The following is a 19166-nucleotide window of genomic DNA, read 5'->3' as shown; positions in this document are numbered from 1 at the left end:
ACGTCTCTCCCTAACCCAACGCCTTGGCGGCCTGGTGGATGGCAGCGCGAATGCGCACATAGGTGGCGCAGCGGCAGACGTTGCCGCCCATCGCCGCGTCAATGTCCGCATCGCTCGGGTTTTTGCTCTGGGCCAGCAGCGCGCTGGCGCTCATGATCTGGCCGGACTGGCAGTAACCGCACTGCACCACGTCCAGGTTGAGCCAGGCTTCCTGCACCGCCTTGCCTTCCGGCGTGGCGCCGACGGCTTCGATGGTGGTGATTTTCTTGCCGGCGGCGGCGGAGACCGGCGTCATGCACGAACGCACCGGCACGCCGTCCAGATGCACGGTGCAAGCGCCGCACATGGCGATGCCGCAGCCGAACTTGGTGCCGGTCAGGCCGGCTTCGTCACGCAGAAACCACAGCAGCGGCATGTGCGGATCGCCCTCGAAGGTCAGCGGCTGCTCGTTTACGGTTAAATGAATCATCAGGTTCTCTCCTTGTCAGACGCCGGATTCGCAGTGGGATTATGCAGCGGCAGGCTCAGCGAAGTGCGCGGCCGCCCGAGCAGCGCCAGCGCGTTGCCGACCGCCGGAGCGATGGTCGGCACCCCCAGTTCGCCCACGCCGGTCGGTTTCTCGGTCGAGGGCACGATGATCACCTCAACCTCCGGCATCTCATTGATGCGCAACGGGCGGTAATTATTGAAGTTGGACTGTTCGACCACGCCGTCTTTCAGCGTAATGTTGCCGTACAGCGCCAGGTTCAGGCCGTAGCCGATGCCGCCTTCGATCTGCGCGCGGATCACGTCGGGGTTCACCGCCACGCCGCAGTCCACCGCGCACCACACCTTGTGCACTTTCGGGATGCCGCCTTCGCCGATCGATACCTCCGCCACCTGCGCCACATAGGTATCGAATGCCTTGGCGACGCCCACGCCGCGCGCGCGTCCGTCCACCACCTTGGCGCCCTGCCAATCAGCAGCTTTGGCCACCGCCCGCAGTACGCCCGCCGCGCGCGGCGCGTCGCCCATCAGCGCCAGCCGCCCTTCCACCGGATCCTGCCCGGTTTCCTGCAGCAGTTGATCGATAAAGCTCTCCACCGCGTGGCCGGTGTGGGTGCTGGCGACCGACCGCAGCGAGGTGGTCGGCACCTTGCCGGGCACGATGTGCGCATCGCAGCGGAAGGCTTCGAAGGTATAAGGCACCTCGCTGGCGCCCTCGACCATCATCTGATCGAGGCCGTTGACCACCAGCGCATCCATCGCGCTGTGGCGCGTCCAGGAGTGGCCGACTACGGTATCGGTCCAGCCCACCACCTTGCCGCCGCGAATGGCGCCGCGCAGGCGATGCAGGATCATCGGGCGATACCAACCGTTGCGGATGTCGTCCTCGCGCGTCCATACCACCTTCACGCCGTGGCCGGGACCGATGCCCTTGGCCGCCGCCGCCATGTCGGCCGCCAGATCCGGCCCCAGCGTCGGGTTGCCCAGATCGATACGCCGGCCGAAGCTGCCGCCCGCCAGAATGGTTTCAATCTGCACCTTCTCCGGCGGCAGCTCGAACAGATCGCACAACTGCTTGTGGTCGAGCGTCTGGATTTGGCAGCCGTAGCGCGCCTTGATGCTTTCGCCGTCCCAGAACAGATAGCCGTCCAGCGGCTCCATCGGCGCGTGAGCGACGTAGGGGGAGGTGTATTCGGCCTCGATCACCTTATCGGCCTTATCGAACACCTCGTCCGGCTTACCGAGACTCTTCGCCACTACGCCGGTTTTCTGCGCCACCTGGCGGAATTCGGCGTAGATTTCCTCGGTGTTGCGTCGCTCCGCCTGCGCATCGTCCCACGTCACCTTCAGCCGCTCTCGCCCCTGGATCGCCGCCCAGGTGTTTTTGGCGTAAACCGCCACGCCGGTGGCGATTTGCTTCACCGCCACCACCCCCGGTACCGTCAGCGCCCGTTCGGCGTCGAAGGTCGCCACCTTGCCGCCGAAGCGCGGCGGTTTCTTGATGGTGACGGTGAGCATGTCCGGCTCGTGGATATCCTGCGAGAACTGCGCGCTGCCGTTGGTTTTCGCCAGTGAATCAACGCGGTGCAGACCGCGCGTTTTGCCGATCAGGGTGAAATTGGCCGGATCCTTCAGCGCCAGGCTGGCGGGATCGGGCGGCGGCAGCGTGGCGGCCAACTCGGCGAACTCGCCGAAACCCGCTTCGCGCCCGCTGGCGGCATGGCGGATCTTGCCCGCCTGCACGGTGATTTCCTGCGCCGAGGTTTTCCAACTCTGCGCGGCGGCCTGCACCAGCAGCGCGCGCGCCATGGCGCCCATGCGCCGCATCTGTTCATAGGCGTTGGCGACCGAACTGGATCCGCCGGTGCCCTGGAAGCCGAACGCCAGGTTCTTGTAGACGGCGGTGTCCACCGGCGCGGCCACGACCCGCACCTGCGCCCAGTCGGCATCGAGCTCTTCGGCGACCAGCGTCGCCATGCCGGTATAGACCCCCTGGCCCACTTCGGTGTGTTTACTGATGACGGTGACGATGCCGTCGGCGCCGATCTGGACGAAGGCGTTGGCGTCAAACGCCGTCGCACCGGCGGCGGCCGGGGCGTTCGAGCGCGCCAGCGCACCGGTGGACGGCAGATAGGCGCCGATCACCAACGCCCCGGCGCCGACGATAAACCGCCGCCGCGAAAGCGGAACTTGGGATATGCTCATTGCTCATGACTCCAAAAAAACCGAAGGCGTCACTGCCTTCGGCGAAACAGCGCTAATTATGGGAATGGCTTGCCGCGCCGGTCAGGTGACATAGCACAACAGAGCAATAATTAGCGTAGCCTATTATCCAGTAGGCTTAATGTTGAAAAGGGATTTTCTATTGGAGAATCGTGCGGTGCGGGCGGGAACCCGCACCGGGGGTCAGCTCTGCGTCGTCGCCAGATAGGAGAAGACGCTGAGCAGGCGGATTTGCGCCGCCATGTTGTCGCTGTCGAAGGCCACTGTGAGCACATCCTGGCGCTCCACGCCGGGCACCAGGCTGAACAGATCCGCCAGCACCGGTTTGGCCGCCATCAGCGTCAGCCGGTAAGGCGGCATAAAACGGCGCTCCACCGGCAGTCTGGCGCCCTGGCGCACCTGTTGCATCGCGCGCTCGCGGATCTCGGCGCGCGCCCGCTGTGGGCTGAGCGATTCGGCGGCGGTTTGCGAGAGGGCGCGTTTCACGCAAACATAGCCGGATTGCGGATAACGTTCAGCGATCCAGCGTTGCAGCTCATCGTCACCGCTCACCAGCCACAGCGGCACGTTCAACTCGGCCGCCGCCGCCGCGTACAGATCGCTTTCGCCTACCGCCTCGCCGTTCAGGCTGACGCGATAAAAGGCCCGGCCGTTGATGGTATGCGCCAGCACGCCGCGCTCGCCGGCGGCGCTGTGATAACCGATAAACATCAGGCCGTCGTAGCGTTGATGCTGCAGCCCTTCCACCATCGACAGCCCGCGCGGTTTGCCCTGCACCAGGCGCGCCCGCGCATCGATGCGTTCTGCGCGCAGGTTCTGCATCATCGCGTGGCTGTCGGCCACCGTCACCTCGGTGGCGCCGCCGGCAAAAGCGCCGTCGATGGCGGCGTTGACCTCCTGCTCCATCAGCTCGCGCGCCGCCGCATAGTCGGCATGGGCCGGGTTGCACTGCTCCGGCCGCATCACGCCGGCGATCCCCTCAATATCTGCTGAGATAAAGACCTTCACATCGGGCTCCCGTAAGTTAATTTGCCGCCGCCAGCCGATCGAGCAGCGGGCCCAGCGCCACGCGCGCATGCTGCTCGAAGCCGCTGACGCCTTCGGCGCTGAGCAACGCATCCAGCACCGCGTATTCGGTGGCGTCCGCCGCCGCCGCGAACAGCGGCTCCAGCCGTTCGTCCGGCAGCGTCGCCCCCAGCAACCGAGTGGAGAACGCCAGCGCGATATCGCCGGAGCCGTGCCCCCAATGGCTGCCCACCCGCCCGAGGCCCGCGCCCGCGCGGCGGGCGATGCGGTTGAGTTGACGGCTGTCCAGCGCCCGATCGCAGGCGATGATGATGATGACCGAACCGGCGTCCACCTGCGGCGGCGGATCCGCCAACAGCTTGCCCAGCGCCTGGCCGACGCGCACGCCGCTCAGCGTCAACGAGTCGAGGGTGCCGAAGTTGGCCAACACCAGCACACCGAGCGTGGTGCCGAGCCCCGGGCAATAGCGCGAGGCGGTGCCGATGCCCCCTTTCAAGCCGAAACTGCTCATGCCGCGCCCGGCGCCGACGCTGCCGCGCGCAAAGCGGGTGGAATGGTTATCCAGCGCGCTGAAGACGTGCTCCTCACGCACCGCCATCGCCTGAATATCGTTGAGGTAGCCGTCGTTGCACTCCAGCACCAGCGGATTGATGGTGGCGCTGCCGCGGCCGATCTGCGGATAGCGCCGGCAGCTGCGCCGCACCATGGCGTTGAACAGCGTGCCGACCGCGAAGGTGTTGCTCAGCAGGATCGGCGTTTGCAGCACCCCCAGTTCGTTCAGCTGCACCAGCCCCAGCGGCTTGGCGAAGCCGTTGAGCACCGCGCTGCCGCATGGCAGCGGCTGGTTGAACAGATCGCCCGGCGGCACGATGGCGGTGACGCCGGTCTGGCATTCGCCGTCGGCCAGCGTGTGATGCCCGACGCTGACGCCCGGCACGTCGCACAGGGTGTCGGTCGGGCCGGCCGGATAACGCGCGCCCGGCAGGCGGCGGTGGCGCCGCCAATAGCTCAGCAGATTATCGAGGCTTTGTTGTTCAAATGCCTGGCTGTCTGTCATGGTTCCCTCATCCGCCGTTAGCCCATCAGAAAACCAGAATATCGCGCAATGCGCCGCGCCGTAAATTGAAAGCGGAAGCGAGCAGCAAAAATAGCCTTGCCCCATCGCCACTTATTGGGTTTTGAAGGAGAAAAACAATGTAAATGGCTTGTGGCGCAGGTGATATCCCCCCTTATCCAAGATGTATAACCCGATCTGCCGACGCAATGGTCGTTTCACGGTGGGCAATGATCAGCTTAGTGATATTGAGTCTCTTAATTGCCTGATTCACGGCAGCTTCGCTCTCCTTATCCAGTGCACTGGTGGCCTCATCCAGGAACAAAATAGCCGGTTTCTTGTAGATTGCCCGGGCTATGAATAGCCGTTGTTTTTGCCCGCCGGACAATCCTTCCCCCAACTCGCCGATCGGGGTTTCATACCCCATCGGCATGCGCATGATCACCTCATGCAGATAGCTGGCACGGGCACAGGCTTCCATCCAGGCATCATCCATCTCGTCCGCGAACCCGCAGATATTTTCCCGGATCGAGCCGGAGAACAGTTTGTCGTCCTGCATCACACAGGCAATCATTTTGTGGTAGTTGTTGATGCCGAGCTGCCGGATATCGACGCCGTTCACCTCAACCCGCCCTGCAGCCGGGGTAAACAGTCCGCACAACACCTTCATCAACGTGGTTTTGCCGGCGCCGGACGGGCCCACGATGGCCACGCTTTCGCCCGGCGCAACGCTGATGTCCAGGCCTTCAAAGATAGCCGGTGACTGGCTGTCGTAACGATAGCTCAGGGCATGGGTCGTCAATCCCAAAGGTTGCAGGCCCGCCGTGTAAGGGTGATCGGGTTTACGCTCCTCCCGCGGATGCAGGGCGATATCGGCAATGCGCTCGTTATGCAGGCTCATCATGCGCAGCTGCAGCAAAAATTCCGTCAGCGACCCGATGCGGTCGGAGAACTGCCCCCGAAAGGCGCCGAACGCCACGAACATGCCGAGGGTCATCTGGTTATCGATCACCAAGCTGGTTCCCAACCACAGAATGACGATCTGGTCACAGGCCGCTATGAAGGTGTTGATCCCGCCAAACAGCATGTCCATTCGGGTGACGCGGATACCCGTGTTGATGGTGTCGATTTCAAGGTTTAGCCAGTGAGCGATGCGGCGTTCTGCCATGCCCTGCATCTTGACGGTAGCGATACCGTACAGCGTTTCCATAAAATACGAGCCGGCCCGAGCCTCTCTAACCAGCGCCTCCTCAGACAGCTGGCGATAATAGCCGTAGGTCAGCAGGCGCATCAACACATAAAGCGCGGTGAAAGTGAGCACTACCCAGGTCAGCCAGCCGCCATACAGCGCCATCATCACCAGCACGCCGATCACCATGATGCTATCCATGATGGCGCCGACGATACTGGTGGTGAAAGTGCTGCGCAGCGTATCCAGTGAACCGAAGCGTGACTGAATGTCACCCAGCTTGCGCCGTTCAAAGTAACCGAGTGGCAGGCGCAGCAGATGGGTGAACAACCCGGACTGCCACTGAACGTTGATAAGCGTCGCCATGACCAATCCTGACCATGCCCGCACCATGCCGATAGCAGCCCGCAACAAGATAAACAACATCAATCCGGCGCAGATAAGCGACAGTAACCCGCGATCTCCGGCAGGAATAGCGTGATCCATCACCAGCTGCGTGCCGATGGGCATCACCAGGTTGATAGTTTCGAATACCAGAGACAGGCAAAAGATTTTGCCGAGCGCCCCCTTGAGGCCATGCACGCTGCCGATCAGCGTGCGAAGATGAATGCGATGGCGGACGCTGTCGGCGGTGAATTCGCTACCAGGCCAGGCCTCAAGCGCTACGCCGGTGAAACTGTGCGACAGTTCCGTCAGGCTGACGGCCCGGCGCCCGCGCGCCGGATCATGCAGCACTGCGCGGTGGCCTTTGACGCTGACCAGCACCACAAAATGGTTGAATTCCCAGTGCAAAATGCAGGGCAGTTTTAGCGCGCCGAGTTCGTCCAGATCCAGCGACAGGGGACGGGTGCTCAACCCCAATTGCTTGGCGATACCGGTCAGTCCAACCAGCGTTGCACCGCGGGTTGACAGGTTGAACTGCCGGCGCAGCGCGATCAGATCGATATTTTTGCCGTAATAACCGCAGATCATCGCCAGACAGGCCAGCCCGCATTCCGACGACTCGGTCTGGTGCACCATCGAAACCCGGTGGCGCAACCGCAGATCCAGTTGGCTGATCCGTTGTTTGAATGTGGTCCTACTCATTGACTGGCCCCGTCGCGCTGTGTTTCATGTCGTAGAACGGTGACAGCATCCATTGATAAATCTTCCTTTTTTCCAGAAACAGGGTGCTTTGCGCTTTCATGCCGTTTTCCAGGCTCAGACGTTTACCGTCATAGGCAATGGCCTGTTTCTCCGGCATGACGATCACTTTGTAGTAAGGCACGGCGGCGGTCAGCGCCGCTTTGGGCGCTCCCTGATAGGTCAGCATTTCCTGCGGCGAGGCCGGGGCTTTGGAGATGACGGCCACCGTACCGGCAAACTGGCCAAATTTCTCCGCCGGAAAAGCGTCATAGCGCACATTGACCTTATCGCCGGCGGCGATGTAGGGGATAGCGTCGTTGGGCACCCACAGCACCAGAGCATAGCGATCGATGTTTTGCGGGATAATCTGCAGCAGACTGTCGCCGACGTTGACCATCTGGCCAACCGTGACGCTCAGCGAGTCAATGCGGCCGCCGGCCAGCGCGCGAACGATAATATCGCCAGTGGCATCGATGTTTTGCCGCTCCTTTTGCAGCTCGTAGCGCTGCAGCTCCATCTGGTAAATCTGGTTGTCGAATTCGGCAGCCTGGGTATGGATCTGGCTTTCCAGCGCGGTGATCTGCAGCGCATTCTGTTCGTTCTGGCCGGACAGGCCCAGCAGGTTGTTCTGCTGCTGGTAATACAGCGCCACCTGGTTGGTAAGCTGGTCCTTATTTATCAGTCCCTTGGTCTGATACTGCCGGTAGTTCTCCATGTTCTCCTTCATGATGCGTATCCCTTCCTGGGCGCGTTTGAGGATGTCGGTGGAGCGGGTGAACGCAGCGGTATATTGTGCCTTCTGTTTCTCCAGCATGGTAAGCGTGGCCTGCTTGCTGCTTTCCAGTCGGTTGATGATTTGCGCAATGCGTGCCAGCTGGTCATCGATATCCCGCTGCTGGTTATCGCTGACCACCCCGCTGCGGGTGCTTTTGCTGACGTCAATCTGGTAAATGGGGGCACCGGCGGCGATCACCTGTCCTTCGGTGACAAATTGCTTGACCACCACCCCCTGTACGGCGGAATAGACGTTGGCGGCACGGGGATAGGTGCTGATCTCACCAGTCACGTTGACCCGCCGGGTATAGGTACCGGCGATCACGAAGGTGAGAAAAACGATGAGAAAAAACAGGCAGAGCCCTGCCGTGAGCCAAAAGGGAATGCCGGGTAACAGCAATGCCCGGCCACGCCATTTCATTTTCTGATTCTCGATCGCTTCCTGGCGAAACATGAGCAGCGTCCCTTAGTGAAGTATAATGACAAAACTCACACGCTATTAGATTGGCAATAATCCATCGAAACTTAAACCACCTTGCATCCAAAGCTATTTTTTATTTTCTCCATGTGGAATAGACGCCATCAGGTGTATCTATGTTGTGTTGAAATAATGCAATTCCAAAATCAGAATTTTGCATGTACTCGGCTATAATATGTGGCTCAACTGAATATTCAATATTGAATACTTTATAAGCCACCCCCAATAAAACCTCGACAATCAATCCCGGACCAGTTAAGACCTGAGTCACACAATAGTCCCTTGTTGTTAACTCGGTTCTCCATGTTAAAAGTCTGGTCAGATAACACTTGGGCTTGTTATCAACGTAACAATCAAATATGCAATTGCTTTTTTCCAAAAAGCGATACCTTTTCTTCATGGTTCTAAGGATGATCCTTATCGCTTTTGATTTTTGATGAGAAGATATGAAATTATTAAAATAAACACCTTTAAATCTTCTGAGTGATCCTAACGCCAATAAATTTTTATGAACGTATGTTTCACCCAATGGCAGTATCATATCCAAAGAAAAACCAGAGAGGTCCTGTTCGACAAGCTGTTTTATTTTTTCAAATCCAACAGCATCTACTCCTAACTCATTTTCATCGCAGCCGATCACTGCTGCAGGCCATAGCTCTTCTGAATTTGTCTTTTTTAAAAAACACACGGTCTTAAATAAGAGAAGCGAGTCGCTCTCGATAATGCCCTCATCTTCTATATGTTTATTTAATCCATGATATATGTTATCAGTGTATGGAAGTGTATCAACATCGACATAAGTTCCACCATATTGGTAGATGATTAAAAGCCTGATTATGTCGCTTGCACTGGCAAGATTACACCTTAATATAATCTCATAATAATAATATCTCATGAAATCATCGAAACCATTGCAAAAAAGCTCCGTTATACATTTTTTTGTAAAACCTCTACTTTCAAACCATGCGTCTTCAATCGCTTTTGGCGGTTTCTGATATGGAATTTCATTTTCGATTAAGAATGCAACAACCAGCTCATCAAAAGAAAAGCCCTCCATTACCTTTGGGTATATATAATTAAAGGCGTGATTTTTTATTTTCAATTCAACCTTAAATTTATTTTTTTCGGCGTTGACGAAATCGTGTATGGCATTATTTAGCAAATGACACAGTGAAGCGTCTTTGTCATACCAAAAGAATATCTGCTTATCTTTATTCGTCTTTTTCCATATATCGACATAATGAGTATTTACTTCACTTAAGTCACCAATCCATATAAAGTGCAGGATATTTGGAACGGATGACTTTTCTATCTTTGATAAATCCATACCCAACATCTGATGACTCATTTAAATCACCACGCAAAATATAGTATAAATAACTTTAATAATTCAATACTGATTATGGCTCAGCTAAATAAATAAACCATGACCATAACAATGACACAAATAGAACAAAATAATAAATCACCGGAAAAATTTTTCAGTGAATCCAAATAGTCATTGCTGTTCTTATTTAGTTTGTTAATGGCATCGTTCTCGTTCTCAGCTTCTACTTCAACATGATGCTTTCTGAACCCCTTCCGCTTCATGTCTTTAATTATTTCTCGTGTAACCACTTCCTTTCTCAGTACCCTTGACTCATCGCTCTTTATAAAAACAACATATTTATTCATCATATACCCCATAAAAGCACAGAATGTTACTTCTGTGCTGGGATTGCAGCTGTTAATTAGCGTTTGGTTCCGGATTCTCTGGTTTCTCTCGGCCCAGTGCCATTGCCGCCATAACCATTTCCTGTAGAGCTGCCATTCCCCCAGAAACCACTGGCGCCGGAACCGCTGCCATAAGGGCTGTTTTTTGACAAGAATGACTGAGGCCCGCGGTCACCGCCGTTATTTCCACCACGATCTGAAGCACCAGAGCCTCCGTTATCAGACGATCTTTTGCCGCTCCCATCTCGATCCTGCCATCCACCTGACACCGCATCGAATTGGCTACTTAAAATTTCCTTCATAAATACTCTCCTATGGGTTTACTGGTTTTACCGTCATTAAAAACAGCTGTAGTGGCAAATGTAAAACACACTAATAACAATCCATAACCATCCTGTATTTCATAAAAAAACCAATAAGAAAAGCGTATTCTAAACATTGCAACTCATCATATTAAAATAAACCCCAGAATAATATATCGAACCTAATTACACGCAGATGCTATCGATTCAATTAATTGAATCGCCAAATAATCTCAACGCCCAAGATTAATAACCCAATAAAGAAGAGGCGGCGGAACAGCTGCGGGCGACAATGACGACGCACCCTCTCCCCCAGCCACATGCCGCCCAACGCCGGCAACAGCGCCAACAACGAACCGCCGAGCAGCGTGGCGGGCAGCGCCTGGTGCCAGGCTAAACCGGCGGCCAGCGCCAGCGTCGAGACGCTGAACGACAGCCCCAGCGCCTGCACCAGATCGTCGCGCGCCAGGCCCAACGCATTCAGGTAAGGCACCGCCGGAATGACGAACACTCCGGTGGCGCCGGTCAGCGCACCGGTCACCAGGCCGCACAGCGGCCCCAACCAGGGTTCCGCCGCAGCGGAAACGCGCCAGTCGAAACGGGTGAAACCCAGCAGCGCATAACCGATCAGACACACGCCCAGCGCCAGCGGCGCCAGGCGGCCGTCGCTGGCAGTGAGTGCCCCCGCGCTCAACAACGTGCCCAGCGTGACGCACAGCATCATCGGCCAGAGCCGGCGGCACAGCGCCCCCAGCCGCGCCCCGCGCAGCAACTGCCACAGGTTGGTGATCAGCGAAGGCAGCAACAGCAACGCGGCGGCCTGACCCGGCGGCATCATCAGGCTGAGCAGCCCCATCGACACGGTCGGCAGCCCCAGACCGATCGCTCCTTTGACCGTGCCGGCCAGTGTAAAAATGCCCGTCAGGGCGATAATCTCGAGTAGCGTCAGCGACATGCGTCTATCCTTATGGCGAATCAACGGCTCGATTGTGGCCGGCGGTATAGCGCGGCACAATGCGGCAATGGCAGAGCCTGCCTGCGGCAAAGACAGAGGGAAAACGCATGCATTTTGACTTTATCGATCTGCGGCTGTTGGCGGCGGTGCTCGAGACCGGCAGCATCACCGCCGGCGCCGAGCGCGTCGGGCTATCGCTGGCCGCCACCAGCGCTCGCATGCGCGGGCTGGAGCAACAGGCCGGCGTAGCGCTGCTGACGCGCAATCCGCGCGGCGTCCAGGCGACGCCCGCCGGTGAGCGCCTGTTGCATCACGCGCGAGTGCTATTGCAGCAGCGTGAGCGGTTGCGCGGCGACCTGGCCGAGTTCGCGCCGGGCCAGCGCAGCCGGCTGCGCATCGTCGCCAATACCGTCGCCGCCGACGCTTTTCTGCCGGAGCTGTTGGCGGATTTTCTGGTGCTGCACCCGCATACCGATATCGTACTGGAGGAGCTGCCCAGCCCGGCCATCGCGCAGGCGATCGCTGAACAGGCGGCGGATATCGGCATCGTGGCGGATCACGCCGATCTGCGCGGGCTAACAAGCTACCCTTTTCGCCAGGATCGCCTGGTGCTGGCGCTGCCGCCGGGGCATGCGCTCAGCGGCCGCCGCACGCTCAGCTTTGCGGACGCCCTGCCTTTTGATTTCATCGGTCTGCCGGAAGAGAGCGCGCTGCAACAGCATCTGGAGCAATTGGCGATACGCAGCGGCGGCCCGATGCGATTGCGGGCGCGCGCGGCTCATTTCGACGCCATCTGCCGCATGGTGCTGCGCGGCGCCGGGCTGGCGGTGGTGCCGGAAGAGAGCGCCCGACGCCATCCGCAAATTCGGCACGGCGCCCTGCCGCTGACGGACGAGTGGGCGACCCGGCGCCTGTCGATCGCGGTGCGTGACCTGGCGCAGCTGCCGCTGCCGGCGCAGCGGCTGGTGGCGTTCCTGCGCCAGGGGGAAGTCGGAATTACAGGTGATCGTTGAACCAGGCGATCTGACGGCCGATGATGCCGGCGAAATGCGGGCCGGCGTACATGTCATAGTGCTTCGCATTCTGCTCGACATGCAGCGCCTTCTTCGCACTACCTACCGCCTCATACAGCGCGATGCCCTGCGCCGGCGGATTCACGGTATCGCCGCCCGCCACCACCACCAGTACCGGGCATGTGACTCGCGCCGCATTGTCACGTGGCTGATAGCGCAGCGTTTCGCGCACGGTCAGGAACGGGATCTTGATGTCCATCGCCGGGTAACGCACCTTGTTCTCCTCGAAGAACGCTTTCGACTCGTCATCGCTTAACACCCGGGTGACGGCGACAAACATCTCTTTGCCGGTGGCCTGCTTCTTCTCCGCCATTTTGTCCAGCGTGGCGATGAACGCCTGTTTTTCATCGGCGGCCATTTTCCCCGTCACGATGGTTTCCCCGTCGGCGAAGGCCAGCTGGCTAACGACGCATTTGATGGCCGGCTCGGCCGCGGCAGCGCCGAACACATGGCAGCCGCCAAACGACGTGCCCCACAGGCCGATGCGCTCGCTGTCGATCTGCGGCTGCGTTTGCACCCACCGGCTCACCGCCAGGATATCCTCAATCTGCAGCGCCGGTACCAGCCGCCCGCGTTCACCCTCGCTGGCGCCGAAGCCGCGATAGTCAAACGTCACCGCCGCAAAACCGGCGTTGACGAAGGCCTCGGCAAAGGCCGGCAACAACAGCTCCTGAATGCCGCAGAAGCCGTGACACAGAATAATCGCCGGAACCTTGGCCGGGTTATCAGGTAAACGAACTGTTACGGCCAGGCCGCTTTCCATTTTATGCGTGGTTAATGCCATGTTAACTTCCTGTTTTTTATAGGTAAGGTAAAAATCAGGCTAACATTAATCCCCGAATGAGCGCCGTCAGTCAATAACCCAATGTAACAATTTACAATGTTAATGATTCCCCGGCTCCGCGCGCAACCGCGCCACCTGCGCCTCCACGTCGCGCCAGGCCGGTTTGTCGCCGGCATAGCGTTGGCGCAGATAATTCACCAGCGCCGTCACCTACCGATCGGAAAAGCTGTCCTTAAAGCCCGGCATAAAGCCCAATTCGGCGTCGGCCGGTTTGGTGATCCCTTGCAGGATCACCTTGATCAGGTTATCGGGGCGCTCGCTGAAGATATTGGTGTTATTGGCCAGATCCGGGCTGACGCCGAACAGCTGCGGCCCGCCGGCGGCGGCGCTGTGGCAGGCCTGGCAAGCGCCCTGAAACAACCGCTCGCCCGTCAAACCGACTGGTGAAAACCTTTTCACCGACTAGAATCAATAAGCACCGCTGCTTATTCGACAACGTCAATATCGCCAACGGATCCGTCTACAGCCAAGCACAGGATGTCACGCCAAGCAGCCACCCGATTTAATTTCATTCAAAATTATTATCATGGTGGAAATATGACATTCAATCAGCCAGGCAGCGCCGTTACCGCCTCTGCCTCTCCCGCACAGGAAAACTCAATCTCTGCTGAAGTTAAATCCGAAACATTGCTGGCGGCCAATGCCAGTTGGGATGGCGCCGCCTACCCCCATTACCCGGCAGGCGCGCCGATGATCAGCGTGTTGAAGATCAGCGTGCCGCCGCACACCGCGTTAGCCTGGCACCGCCACCCGATACCGGCGGTCGGCTATTTGCTTAGCGGCATACTGACGATCGAAAAAAGAGACGGCGGCGCGCGGGAAACGTTCAACCGCGGCGACGTGATCGCGGAAGTGGTGAATAGCGTGCATCGGGGCATTTCTGCCGCAGAGACGGTGGAGTTGCTGGTGTTCTACGCCGGCGGCGTCGATATCCCGCTCAGCATTGTCAGCGAGGCGTAAAAAAACCGGAGCATTGGTCGCTCCGGTTTCATTGCGGCGTCGATTACTCGTCCTTCAGCCCGCGGTTGATCAGCATCGGCTCGATGCTCGGCTCTTTGCCGCGCCAATCGATGTACAGCTTCTCCAGATCCTGGCTGTTGCCGCGCGACAGGATCATGTCGCGGAAGCGCTGGCCGTTTTCGGCGGTCAGGCCACCGTGTTCGGTGAACCACTGGAAGGCGTCGTCCGCCAGCATTTCCGTCCACAGATAGGCATAGTAGCCCGCGGCGTAGCCGTTACCCCAGATGTGCTGGAAGTAGCTGGAACGGTAACGCGGCGGCACGTAGCTGAGATCCACCTTGTCTTTTTGCAGCGACTCGGCCTCGAACTTGTCCACATCCTGCTGCGGCTGATCGGCGGTCAGCATGTGCCAGTGCATATCCAGCAGCGCGGCGGACAGCAGCTCGGTCATGCTGTAGCCCTTGTTGAACTTGTCGGCTTTCTTAATCTTGTCGACCAGTTCCTGCGGCATCGCCTCGCCGGTCTGGTAGTGCTTGGCGAAGTGGCTGAACACTTTCGGATCGCTGACCCAGTGCTCGTTGAACTGCGACGGGAACTCGACGAAGTCGCGCGCGGTGTTGGTGCCCGACAGGCTCGGGTATTCCTGATCGGCGAACATGCCGTGCAGCGCGTGGCCGAACTCGTGGAACATCGTGATCACGTCGTCATACGACAGCAGCGCCGGCTGCCCCGGCGCCGGTTTGGTGAAGTTGGCGACGTTGTAGATCACCGGCTTGGTGCCATTGAGCTTCGACTGATCGACGAAGTTGCTCATCCAGGCGCCGCCGCCCTTGTTGTCGCGTTTGAAGTAGTCGGTGTAGAACAGCGCCAGCGATTTGCCGTCCTTGTCGAACACTTCATACACCTTAACGTCCGGCTGGTAGACCGGAATGTCCTTGCGCTCTTTGAAGCTGATGCCGTACAGCAGGTTGGCGGCGTAGAACACGCCGTTGTTCAGCACGTTGTTCAGCTCGAAGTAAGGTTTGATCTGCGACTCGTCCAGATCGTACTTGGCCTTGCGCACCTGTTCGGCGTAGAACTGCCAGTCCCAGGCCTGCACCTTGAAGTCGCCTTTCTGCTGGTCGATCACCGCCTGAATGTCTTTGGCTTCACGCTCAGCGCGCGCGGTGGCTGCCGGCACGATGTTGCGCATAAAGCTCAGCGCGGCATCCGGCGTCTTGGCCATCTGGTTTTGCAGCTTCCAGGCGGCGTAGTTCGGGTAGCCCAGCAGCTTGGCCTGCTCGGCGCGCACCTTGGCCAGACGGGAAATGCTCTGGCGGGTATCGTTGCCGTCGCCCTTTTCCGCGCGCGTCCAGGAGGCGTCGAACAGCGCTTTGCGGGTGTCGCGATCTTTCAGGCTCTGCAGCAGCGGCTGCTGGGTGGTGTTCTGCAGCACCAACAACCACTGTTTCTCCAGCTTGCGCTCGGCGGCCGCCTGCGCTGCCGCGGCCAGCTCACCTTCGGACAGACCGTCCAGCTTCGCCTGGTCGGTTATCGACAGCGCGCCGTTTTTGCTCGCCGCCAGCAGTTTGTTGGTGAACTGGGTGCTCAGCGTCGCCGCTTCCTGGTTCAGCGCTTTCAGCTTGGCCTTGTCGGCGTCAGACAGGTTGGCGCCCGCCAGTTCGAAGTTCTTATAGGTGACTTCCACCAGCCGACGCGACTCCGGATCCAGCTTCAGCGCATCGCGATCTTGATAGATGGCCTTGATGCGCGCGAACAGCTTGCCGTTGAGCATGATGTCGTCGTTCAGCGCCGCCAGCTTCGGCGAGGTTTCTTCATCCAGCTTCTGCAGCGCATCGCTGGTATTGGCCGAGGTCATGGCGCCGAACACGTTCATCACCCGCGTCAGCAGCGAACCGGCCTGCTCCAGCGCCACGAAGGTATTTTTAAAGTTGGGCTTGGCAGGGTTGTTGGCGATCTTCTCCACCTCTTCCCGCTTTTGCTTGATGCCCGCTTCGATCGCCGGCGCGTAGTCGCTTTCCTTGATCAGGTTGAACGGAGGCGCCTGGAACGGCAGACGGCTTTGATAGAAGAACGGGTTTTGGGTCTTTTGCTTATCGTGCTGATTGGCTTCACCGGTCACGGTAGCCTCCTTCGCCTGGCCGCTGGGCAGCGCGCTATGGTCGGCGTGAGGTTGGGTTTCTGCTGCCTGTGCCTGCGAGCCCAGCGCCATGCCGATCGCCAGCACCAATGTGGATAAACGCATCAAATCGAAACTCCTCCATGTTCACGGAATAAGGTCTCGGGGAATGGCTCCCTCTGAGTCATCACCTAGCTTAGGTGCAGTTGGCAGTTTGAGCAAAAACAAGTGATTAGAATATTCATCCCACGATGATTCGCTCCCTGTGGCGTATAGCGGTGCGTTAACTCGATTAGATATAACCTATAAACGCTTGAATGCGCCGACCGGGCACCGGACGATCGTATGACCTGATTCTTTTCCCCACTGCAGCCTCGAAGGTTGCCGAAGTATATAATCCGCTACGGGTTTCAAGCGAAATCTGCCACAGAAACAACTCCCTCATATTACTGATACGTGTCACATCAAGCCGTGCTAAAACAAAGGGGTCTTTTGAGCTATGTTGATATTTTTCCATCCAAGCCGTGAGCCTTGAGTTACTCGGTGAATGCGTAAGCAAATCATGCCGGTGAGAGATATTATTCTCCTTTGGATAGTCCTCAGATACGCTGGTATGTATAAGAATCTGTACGATATTGTACGCATAACCATTGAGCCTGTTGCTGGGGTGCTTGCGCCAAACAGAAGGTTGCTCTTCAACTTTCCACTCCTTCTCGATCACGCGAGCAAGATAAATCAGCTTGTCGGCAGCTTGCAGATCCAACTTACGTCCGCCAGAGATGAGCCAAGACCTTAGCTCATAAGTGGCGCGAGGATAAACATGCCCCACCGATTGCAAAAACTCACTTGACGACTCTGGCGATATGGTTGGCAGTGGTGATGTCCAACAACTCCGCCAAAGAACAGCATCAAATGCTAGCGGTTCTAGTTTATCGCGAGCACAGATCCTTTCAGCTACAGCGCGCAGATGCTGAGCGCTGCAGACGGCTAACAAGTGATAACGGGGGTCAGATACGAGCATGAGCAATAAAGCCTTTATATAGTGTTTAATTAAAAATACGCGCAGTGTCCTTCCTGATAAATAAATAGTATCCGCTCAACAGTGTTAACCCTGTGCCAATGACTTCACGTCTCTCCCGCCTTTTCCCGCACAATAACCAGATAAAGACAGCGACGTTGGACGCTTCGATACCAGGAATGAATGCGGCTGCGTCAGCGCGGCGCCTCATAAACCACCTTACCATCCACATAGGTGCGATAAATGTTGCGATCATCCCCCAGGGTCATCAGCACAAACCCTTGTTCCATCAGCGTGGCGCTGTTGGCGTGACGCAGCTGCTGCAGCGGCGTCACTGCCGGATCGAGCACCACGAAATCCGCCTCTTTGCCGACGTTGAAGTTGCCGATTTTGTCGTCCAGCGCCAGCGCGCGGGCGCCGCCCAGGGTGGCATGATAGAACGCTTCTACGGCGGAGAGCCGGTAATGCTGCAGCTGACCGACCTTATACGCCTCGCCCAGCGTGCGCAGCATATTGAAGGTGGTGCCGGCCCCCACGTCGGTGCCGATGCCGAGCTTCACCCGTTTGCGCCAGGCCTGCTGCAGGTCAAACAGCCCGCTGCCGAGAAACAGGTTGGAGGTGGGACAAAAGGCGATCGCCGAGCGGGTATCGCACATGCACTCCCACTCCTGCTCCTCCAGATGCAGGCAATGGGCGAACACGCTTTTATCGCCGGTCATGCCGTAGCGGTGGTAAACATCCAGATAGCTGCGGTGCTGCGGGAACAGCGCTTTTACCCAGGCCACTTCCTGCGGGTTCTCGCTCAGGTGCGTCTGCAGCCAGACGTCGGGATATTCTTCACGCAGCCGCTGCACCTGCGCCAGCAGCGCCGGCGTACTGGTGGGCGCAAAGCGCGGCGTAATGGCGTAACCGAGGCGGCCTTTGCCGTGCCAGCGTTCGATCAGTTCGCGCGTCTGGCGGTAACTCTGCTCCGGCGTTTCCAGCAGCGCCTCCGGCGCATGGCGATCCATCATGACCTTGCCGGCGATCAGGCGCATGTTCAGCGCTGCCGCCTGGCTGAACAGCGCATCGACCGACTGTGGATGCACGGTGCCAAACACCAGCGCGGTGGTGGTGCCGTTACTCAGCAACTGCTGCAGAAAGAAAGCCGACATCGCGTCGGTGTGCTGCTCACAGTCGTAACGGCTTTCGGTCGGGAAAGTGTAATTGTTTAACCAGTCCAGCAGTTGATCGCCATAGGCGCCAATCATTTCGGTTTGCGGATAGTGGATATGGGTATCGATAAAACCCGGCACGATCAGCTTGTCGCGATACTCCGTGACCGCGAAGCCCGGCGGCAGCAGCGCCTCGCCCTGCCGCCAGCTGCCGAACCAGACGATCACGCCGTCGTTCAGCAGCAGCAAACCGTCGGGAATATGCCGCAGGCGTTCCTCAAGCTGTTGCGGCGCCTCCACACAGGCTGCGATATCAAAAAAATTGCCACGAATAGCGGTGGTGAATTGCAGTGCCATTATTTTCTTTCTTGTGACGACCGGCCAAGCTCACCCGCGAAATAACCTGCGCCGATGAAACAAGGCTTTTTTGCCCAAACGCAAAGACCGGCTTAAGCATAGCAAGCCGCATGCCAACAGGTGGCGATAAAATACATTTTTAAATAAAAACAATTGATTGGTAATTAACCTAAAAGCATAAGCCGGCGAAAGAGAATAAGACCCACGCTCAGTCTTCGACGGCGGATAAATAGCAACCGTTTGCCTGCCAAAATAACACCGCGCCGCTGCACCTTTAATGGGCAAACGACGCTCTTTACGACCGTCCGCTTTATTT

The 19166-nt window shown here is 58.0% G+C and carries 16 protein-coding genes and 1 pseudogene; 2 read left to right on the top strand and 15 right to left on the bottom strand.

Annotated features, from left to right (window positions below; genetic code table 11):
• Positions 1 to 10: 10 nt before the first annotated feature.
• From J9788_RS03895 to J9788_RS03855, 10 genes are all read right to left on the bottom strand, one after another.
• Positions 11 to 469, bottom strand: a complete 459-nt coding sequence (locus J9788_RS03895) for a (2Fe-2S)-binding protein (RefSeq protein WP_033650458.1) — start codon at positions 467 to 469, stop codon at positions 11 to 13.
• Entirely contained in the window at positions 469 to 2691 is a 2223-nt protein-coding gene (locus J9788_RS03890; protein ID WP_182264517.1) for a molybdopterin cofactor-binding domain-containing protein, read from the bottom strand. Before J9788_RS03890 ends, J9788_RS03895 begins: the two co-directional genes overlap by 1 nt.
• Positions 2692 to 2892: 201 nt before the next feature.
• The gene (locus J9788_RS03885) at positions 2893 to 3717 is read right to left on the bottom strand and encodes a M55 family metallopeptidase (RefSeq protein WP_182264518.1); all 825 of its coding nucleotides are present in this window, start codon (positions 3715 to 3717) and stop codon (positions 2893 to 2895) included.
• 16 nt (positions 3718 to 3733) lie between these two features.
• The gene (locus J9788_RS03880; protein ID WP_182264519.1) at positions 3734 to 4792 is read right to left on the bottom strand and encodes a P1 family peptidase; all 1059 of its coding nucleotides are present in this window, start codon (positions 4790 to 4792) and stop codon (positions 3734 to 3736) included.
• A gap of 172 nt (positions 4793 to 4964) precedes the next feature.
• Entirely contained in the window at positions 4965 to 7064 is a 2100-nt protein-coding gene (locus J9788_RS03875) for a peptidase domain-containing ABC transporter (protein WP_182264520.1), read from the bottom strand.
• Positions 7057 to 8331 (bottom strand): HlyD family secretion protein, encoded by a 1275-nt coding sequence (locus J9788_RS03870; protein WP_182264521.1) that lies wholly within the window; start codon positions 8329 to 8331, stop codon positions 7057 to 7059. The genes J9788_RS03875 and J9788_RS03870 overlap by 8 nt, the downstream gene beginning before the upstream one ends.
• Before the next feature lie 100 nt (positions 8332 to 8431).
• Positions 8432 to 9691: a TcdA/TcdB catalytic glycosyltransferase domain-containing protein gene (locus tag J9788_RS03865; protein ID WP_241427810.1), complete on the bottom strand. Its 1260-nt coding sequence runs from the start codon at positions 9689 to 9691 to the stop codon at positions 8432 to 8434.
• 71 nt (positions 9692 to 9762) lie between these two features.
• Complete coding sequence (locus J9788_RS25020) at positions 9763 to 10029, bottom strand: hypothetical protein (RefSeq protein WP_046898631.1); 267 nt, start codon at positions 10027 to 10029, stop codon at positions 9763 to 9765.
• A gap of 56 nt (positions 10030 to 10085) precedes the next feature.
• On the bottom strand, positions 10086 to 10370 hold the full coding sequence (locus J9788_RS03860) for a hypothetical protein (protein WP_161796309.1): 285 nt from the start codon (positions 10368 to 10370) through the stop codon (positions 10086 to 10088).
• A 211-nt stretch (positions 10371 to 10581) separates the two neighbouring features.
• Positions 10582 to 11325 (bottom strand): sulfite exporter TauE/SafE family protein, encoded by a 744-nt coding sequence (locus tag J9788_RS03855; RefSeq protein ID WP_182264523.1) that lies wholly within the window; start codon positions 11323 to 11325, stop codon positions 10582 to 10584.
• A 107-nt stretch (positions 11326 to 11432) separates the two neighbouring features.
• Here J9788_RS03855 and J9788_RS03850 point away from each other — a divergent pair, with 107 nt between their 5' ends.
• Complete coding sequence (locus J9788_RS03850; RefSeq protein ID WP_182264524.1) at positions 11433 to 12338, top strand: LysR family transcriptional regulator; 906 nt, start codon at positions 11433 to 11435, stop codon at positions 12336 to 12338.
• Here the strand turns inward: J9788_RS03850 and J9788_RS03845 are convergent.
• Complete coding sequence (locus J9788_RS03845; protein WP_182264525.1) at positions 12322 to 13182, bottom strand: alpha/beta hydrolase; 861 nt, start codon at positions 13180 to 13182, stop codon at positions 12322 to 12324. The genes J9788_RS03850 and J9788_RS03845 overlap by 17 nt on opposite strands.
• 99 nt (positions 13183 to 13281) lie before the next feature.
• Positions 13282 to 13611, bottom strand: a pseudogene (locus J9788_RS25225) (cytochrome c); the annotation flags it as partial.
• Between the two features lie 168 nt (positions 13612 to 13779).
• Between J9788_RS25225 and J9788_RS03835 the strand changes: the two are divergent.
• Positions 13780 to 14202: a cupin domain-containing protein gene (locus J9788_RS03835; protein ID WP_182264526.1), complete on the top strand. Its 423-nt coding sequence runs from the start codon at positions 13780 to 13782 to the stop codon at positions 14200 to 14202.
• 43 nt (positions 14203 to 14245) lie between these two features.
• On the opposite strand, the gene dcp is transcribed toward J9788_RS03835, so the two are convergent.
• From dcp to guaD, 3 genes are all read right to left on the bottom strand, one after another.
• The gene (dcp, locus tag J9788_RS03830) at positions 14246 to 16447 is read right to left on the bottom strand and encodes a peptidyl-dipeptidase Dcp (protein ID WP_182264527.1); all 2202 of its coding nucleotides are present in this window, start codon (positions 16445 to 16447) and stop codon (positions 14246 to 14248) included.
• Between the two features lie 166 nt (positions 16448 to 16613).
• Positions 16614 to 17084, bottom strand: coding sequence for a hypothetical protein (locus J9788_RS03825; protein ID WP_182264528.1), 471 nt, complete (start codon positions 17082 to 17084; stop codon positions 16614 to 16616).
• A 449-nt stretch (positions 17085 to 17533) separates the two neighbouring features.
• Positions 17534 to 18850, bottom strand: a complete 1317-nt coding sequence (gene guaD / locus J9788_RS03820; RefSeq protein ID WP_182264529.1) for a guanine deaminase — start codon at positions 18848 to 18850, stop codon at positions 17534 to 17536.
• Between the last annotated feature and the right edge of the window lie 316 nt (positions 18851 to 19166).

Source organism: Serratia sp. X10, from assembly GCF_017811775.1.
Lineage (GTDB): Bacteria > Pseudomonadota > Gammaproteobacteria > Enterobacterales > Enterobacteriaceae > Serratia > Serratia ureilytica.
Note: the sequence above shows the minus strand (reverse complement) of the source record. Positions and strands in the feature narration are given on the sequence as shown.

Excerpts from the sequence above, each read along its gene's own strand:
- J9788_RS03895 (WP_033650458.1), bottom strand. The coding sequence starts at position 469 with ATGATTCATTTAACCGTAAACGAGCAGCCGCTGACCTTCGAGGGCGAT.
- J9788_RS03890 (WP_182264517.1), bottom strand. The coding sequence starts at position 2,691 with ATGAGCATATCCCAAGTTCCGCTTTCGCGGCGGCGGTTTATCGTCGGC.
- J9788_RS03880 (WP_182264519.1), bottom strand. The coding sequence starts at position 4,792 with ATGACAGACAGCCAGGCATTTGAACAACAAAGCCTCGATAATCTGCTG.
- J9788_RS03875 (WP_182264520.1), bottom strand. The coding sequence starts at position 7,064 with ATGAGTAGGACCACATTCAAACAACGGATCAGCCAACTGGATCTGCGG.
- J9788_RS03870 (WP_182264521.1), bottom strand. The coding sequence starts at position 8,331 with ATGTTTCGCCAGGAAGCGATCGAGAATCAGAAAATGAAATGGCGTGGC.
- J9788_RS03865 (WP_241427810.1), bottom strand. The coding sequence starts at position 9,691 with ATGTTGGGTATGGATTTATCAAAGATAGAAAAGTCATCCGTTCCAAAT.
- J9788_RS25020 (WP_046898631.1), bottom strand. The coding sequence starts at position 10,029 with ATGAATAAATATGTTGTTTTTATAAAGAGCGATGAGTCAAGGGTACTG.
- J9788_RS03860 (WP_161796309.1), bottom strand. The coding sequence starts at position 10,370 with ATGAAGGAAATTTTAAGTAGCCAATTCGATGCGGTGTCAGGTGGATGG.
- J9788_RS03855 (WP_182264523.1), bottom strand. The coding sequence starts at position 11,325 with ATGTCGCTGACGCTACTCGAGATTATCGCCCTGACGGGCATTTTTACA.
- J9788_RS03850 (WP_182264524.1), top strand. The coding sequence starts at position 11,433 with ATGCATTTTGACTTTATCGATCTGCGGCTGTTGGCGGCGGTGCTCGAG.
- J9788_RS03845 (WP_182264525.1), bottom strand. The coding sequence starts at position 13,182 with ATGGCATTAACCACGCATAAAATGGAAAGCGGCCTGGCCGTAACAGTT.
- J9788_RS03835 (WP_182264526.1), top strand. The coding sequence starts at position 13,780 with ATGACATTCAATCAGCCAGGCAGCGCCGTTACCGCCTCTGCCTCTCCC.
- dcp (WP_182264527.1), bottom strand. The coding sequence starts at position 16,447 with ATGCGTTTATCCACATTGGTGCTGGCGATCGGCATGGCGCTGGGCTCG.
- guaD (WP_182264529.1), bottom strand. The coding sequence starts at position 18,850 with ATGGCACTGCAATTCACCACCGCTATTCGTGGCAATTTTTTTGATATC.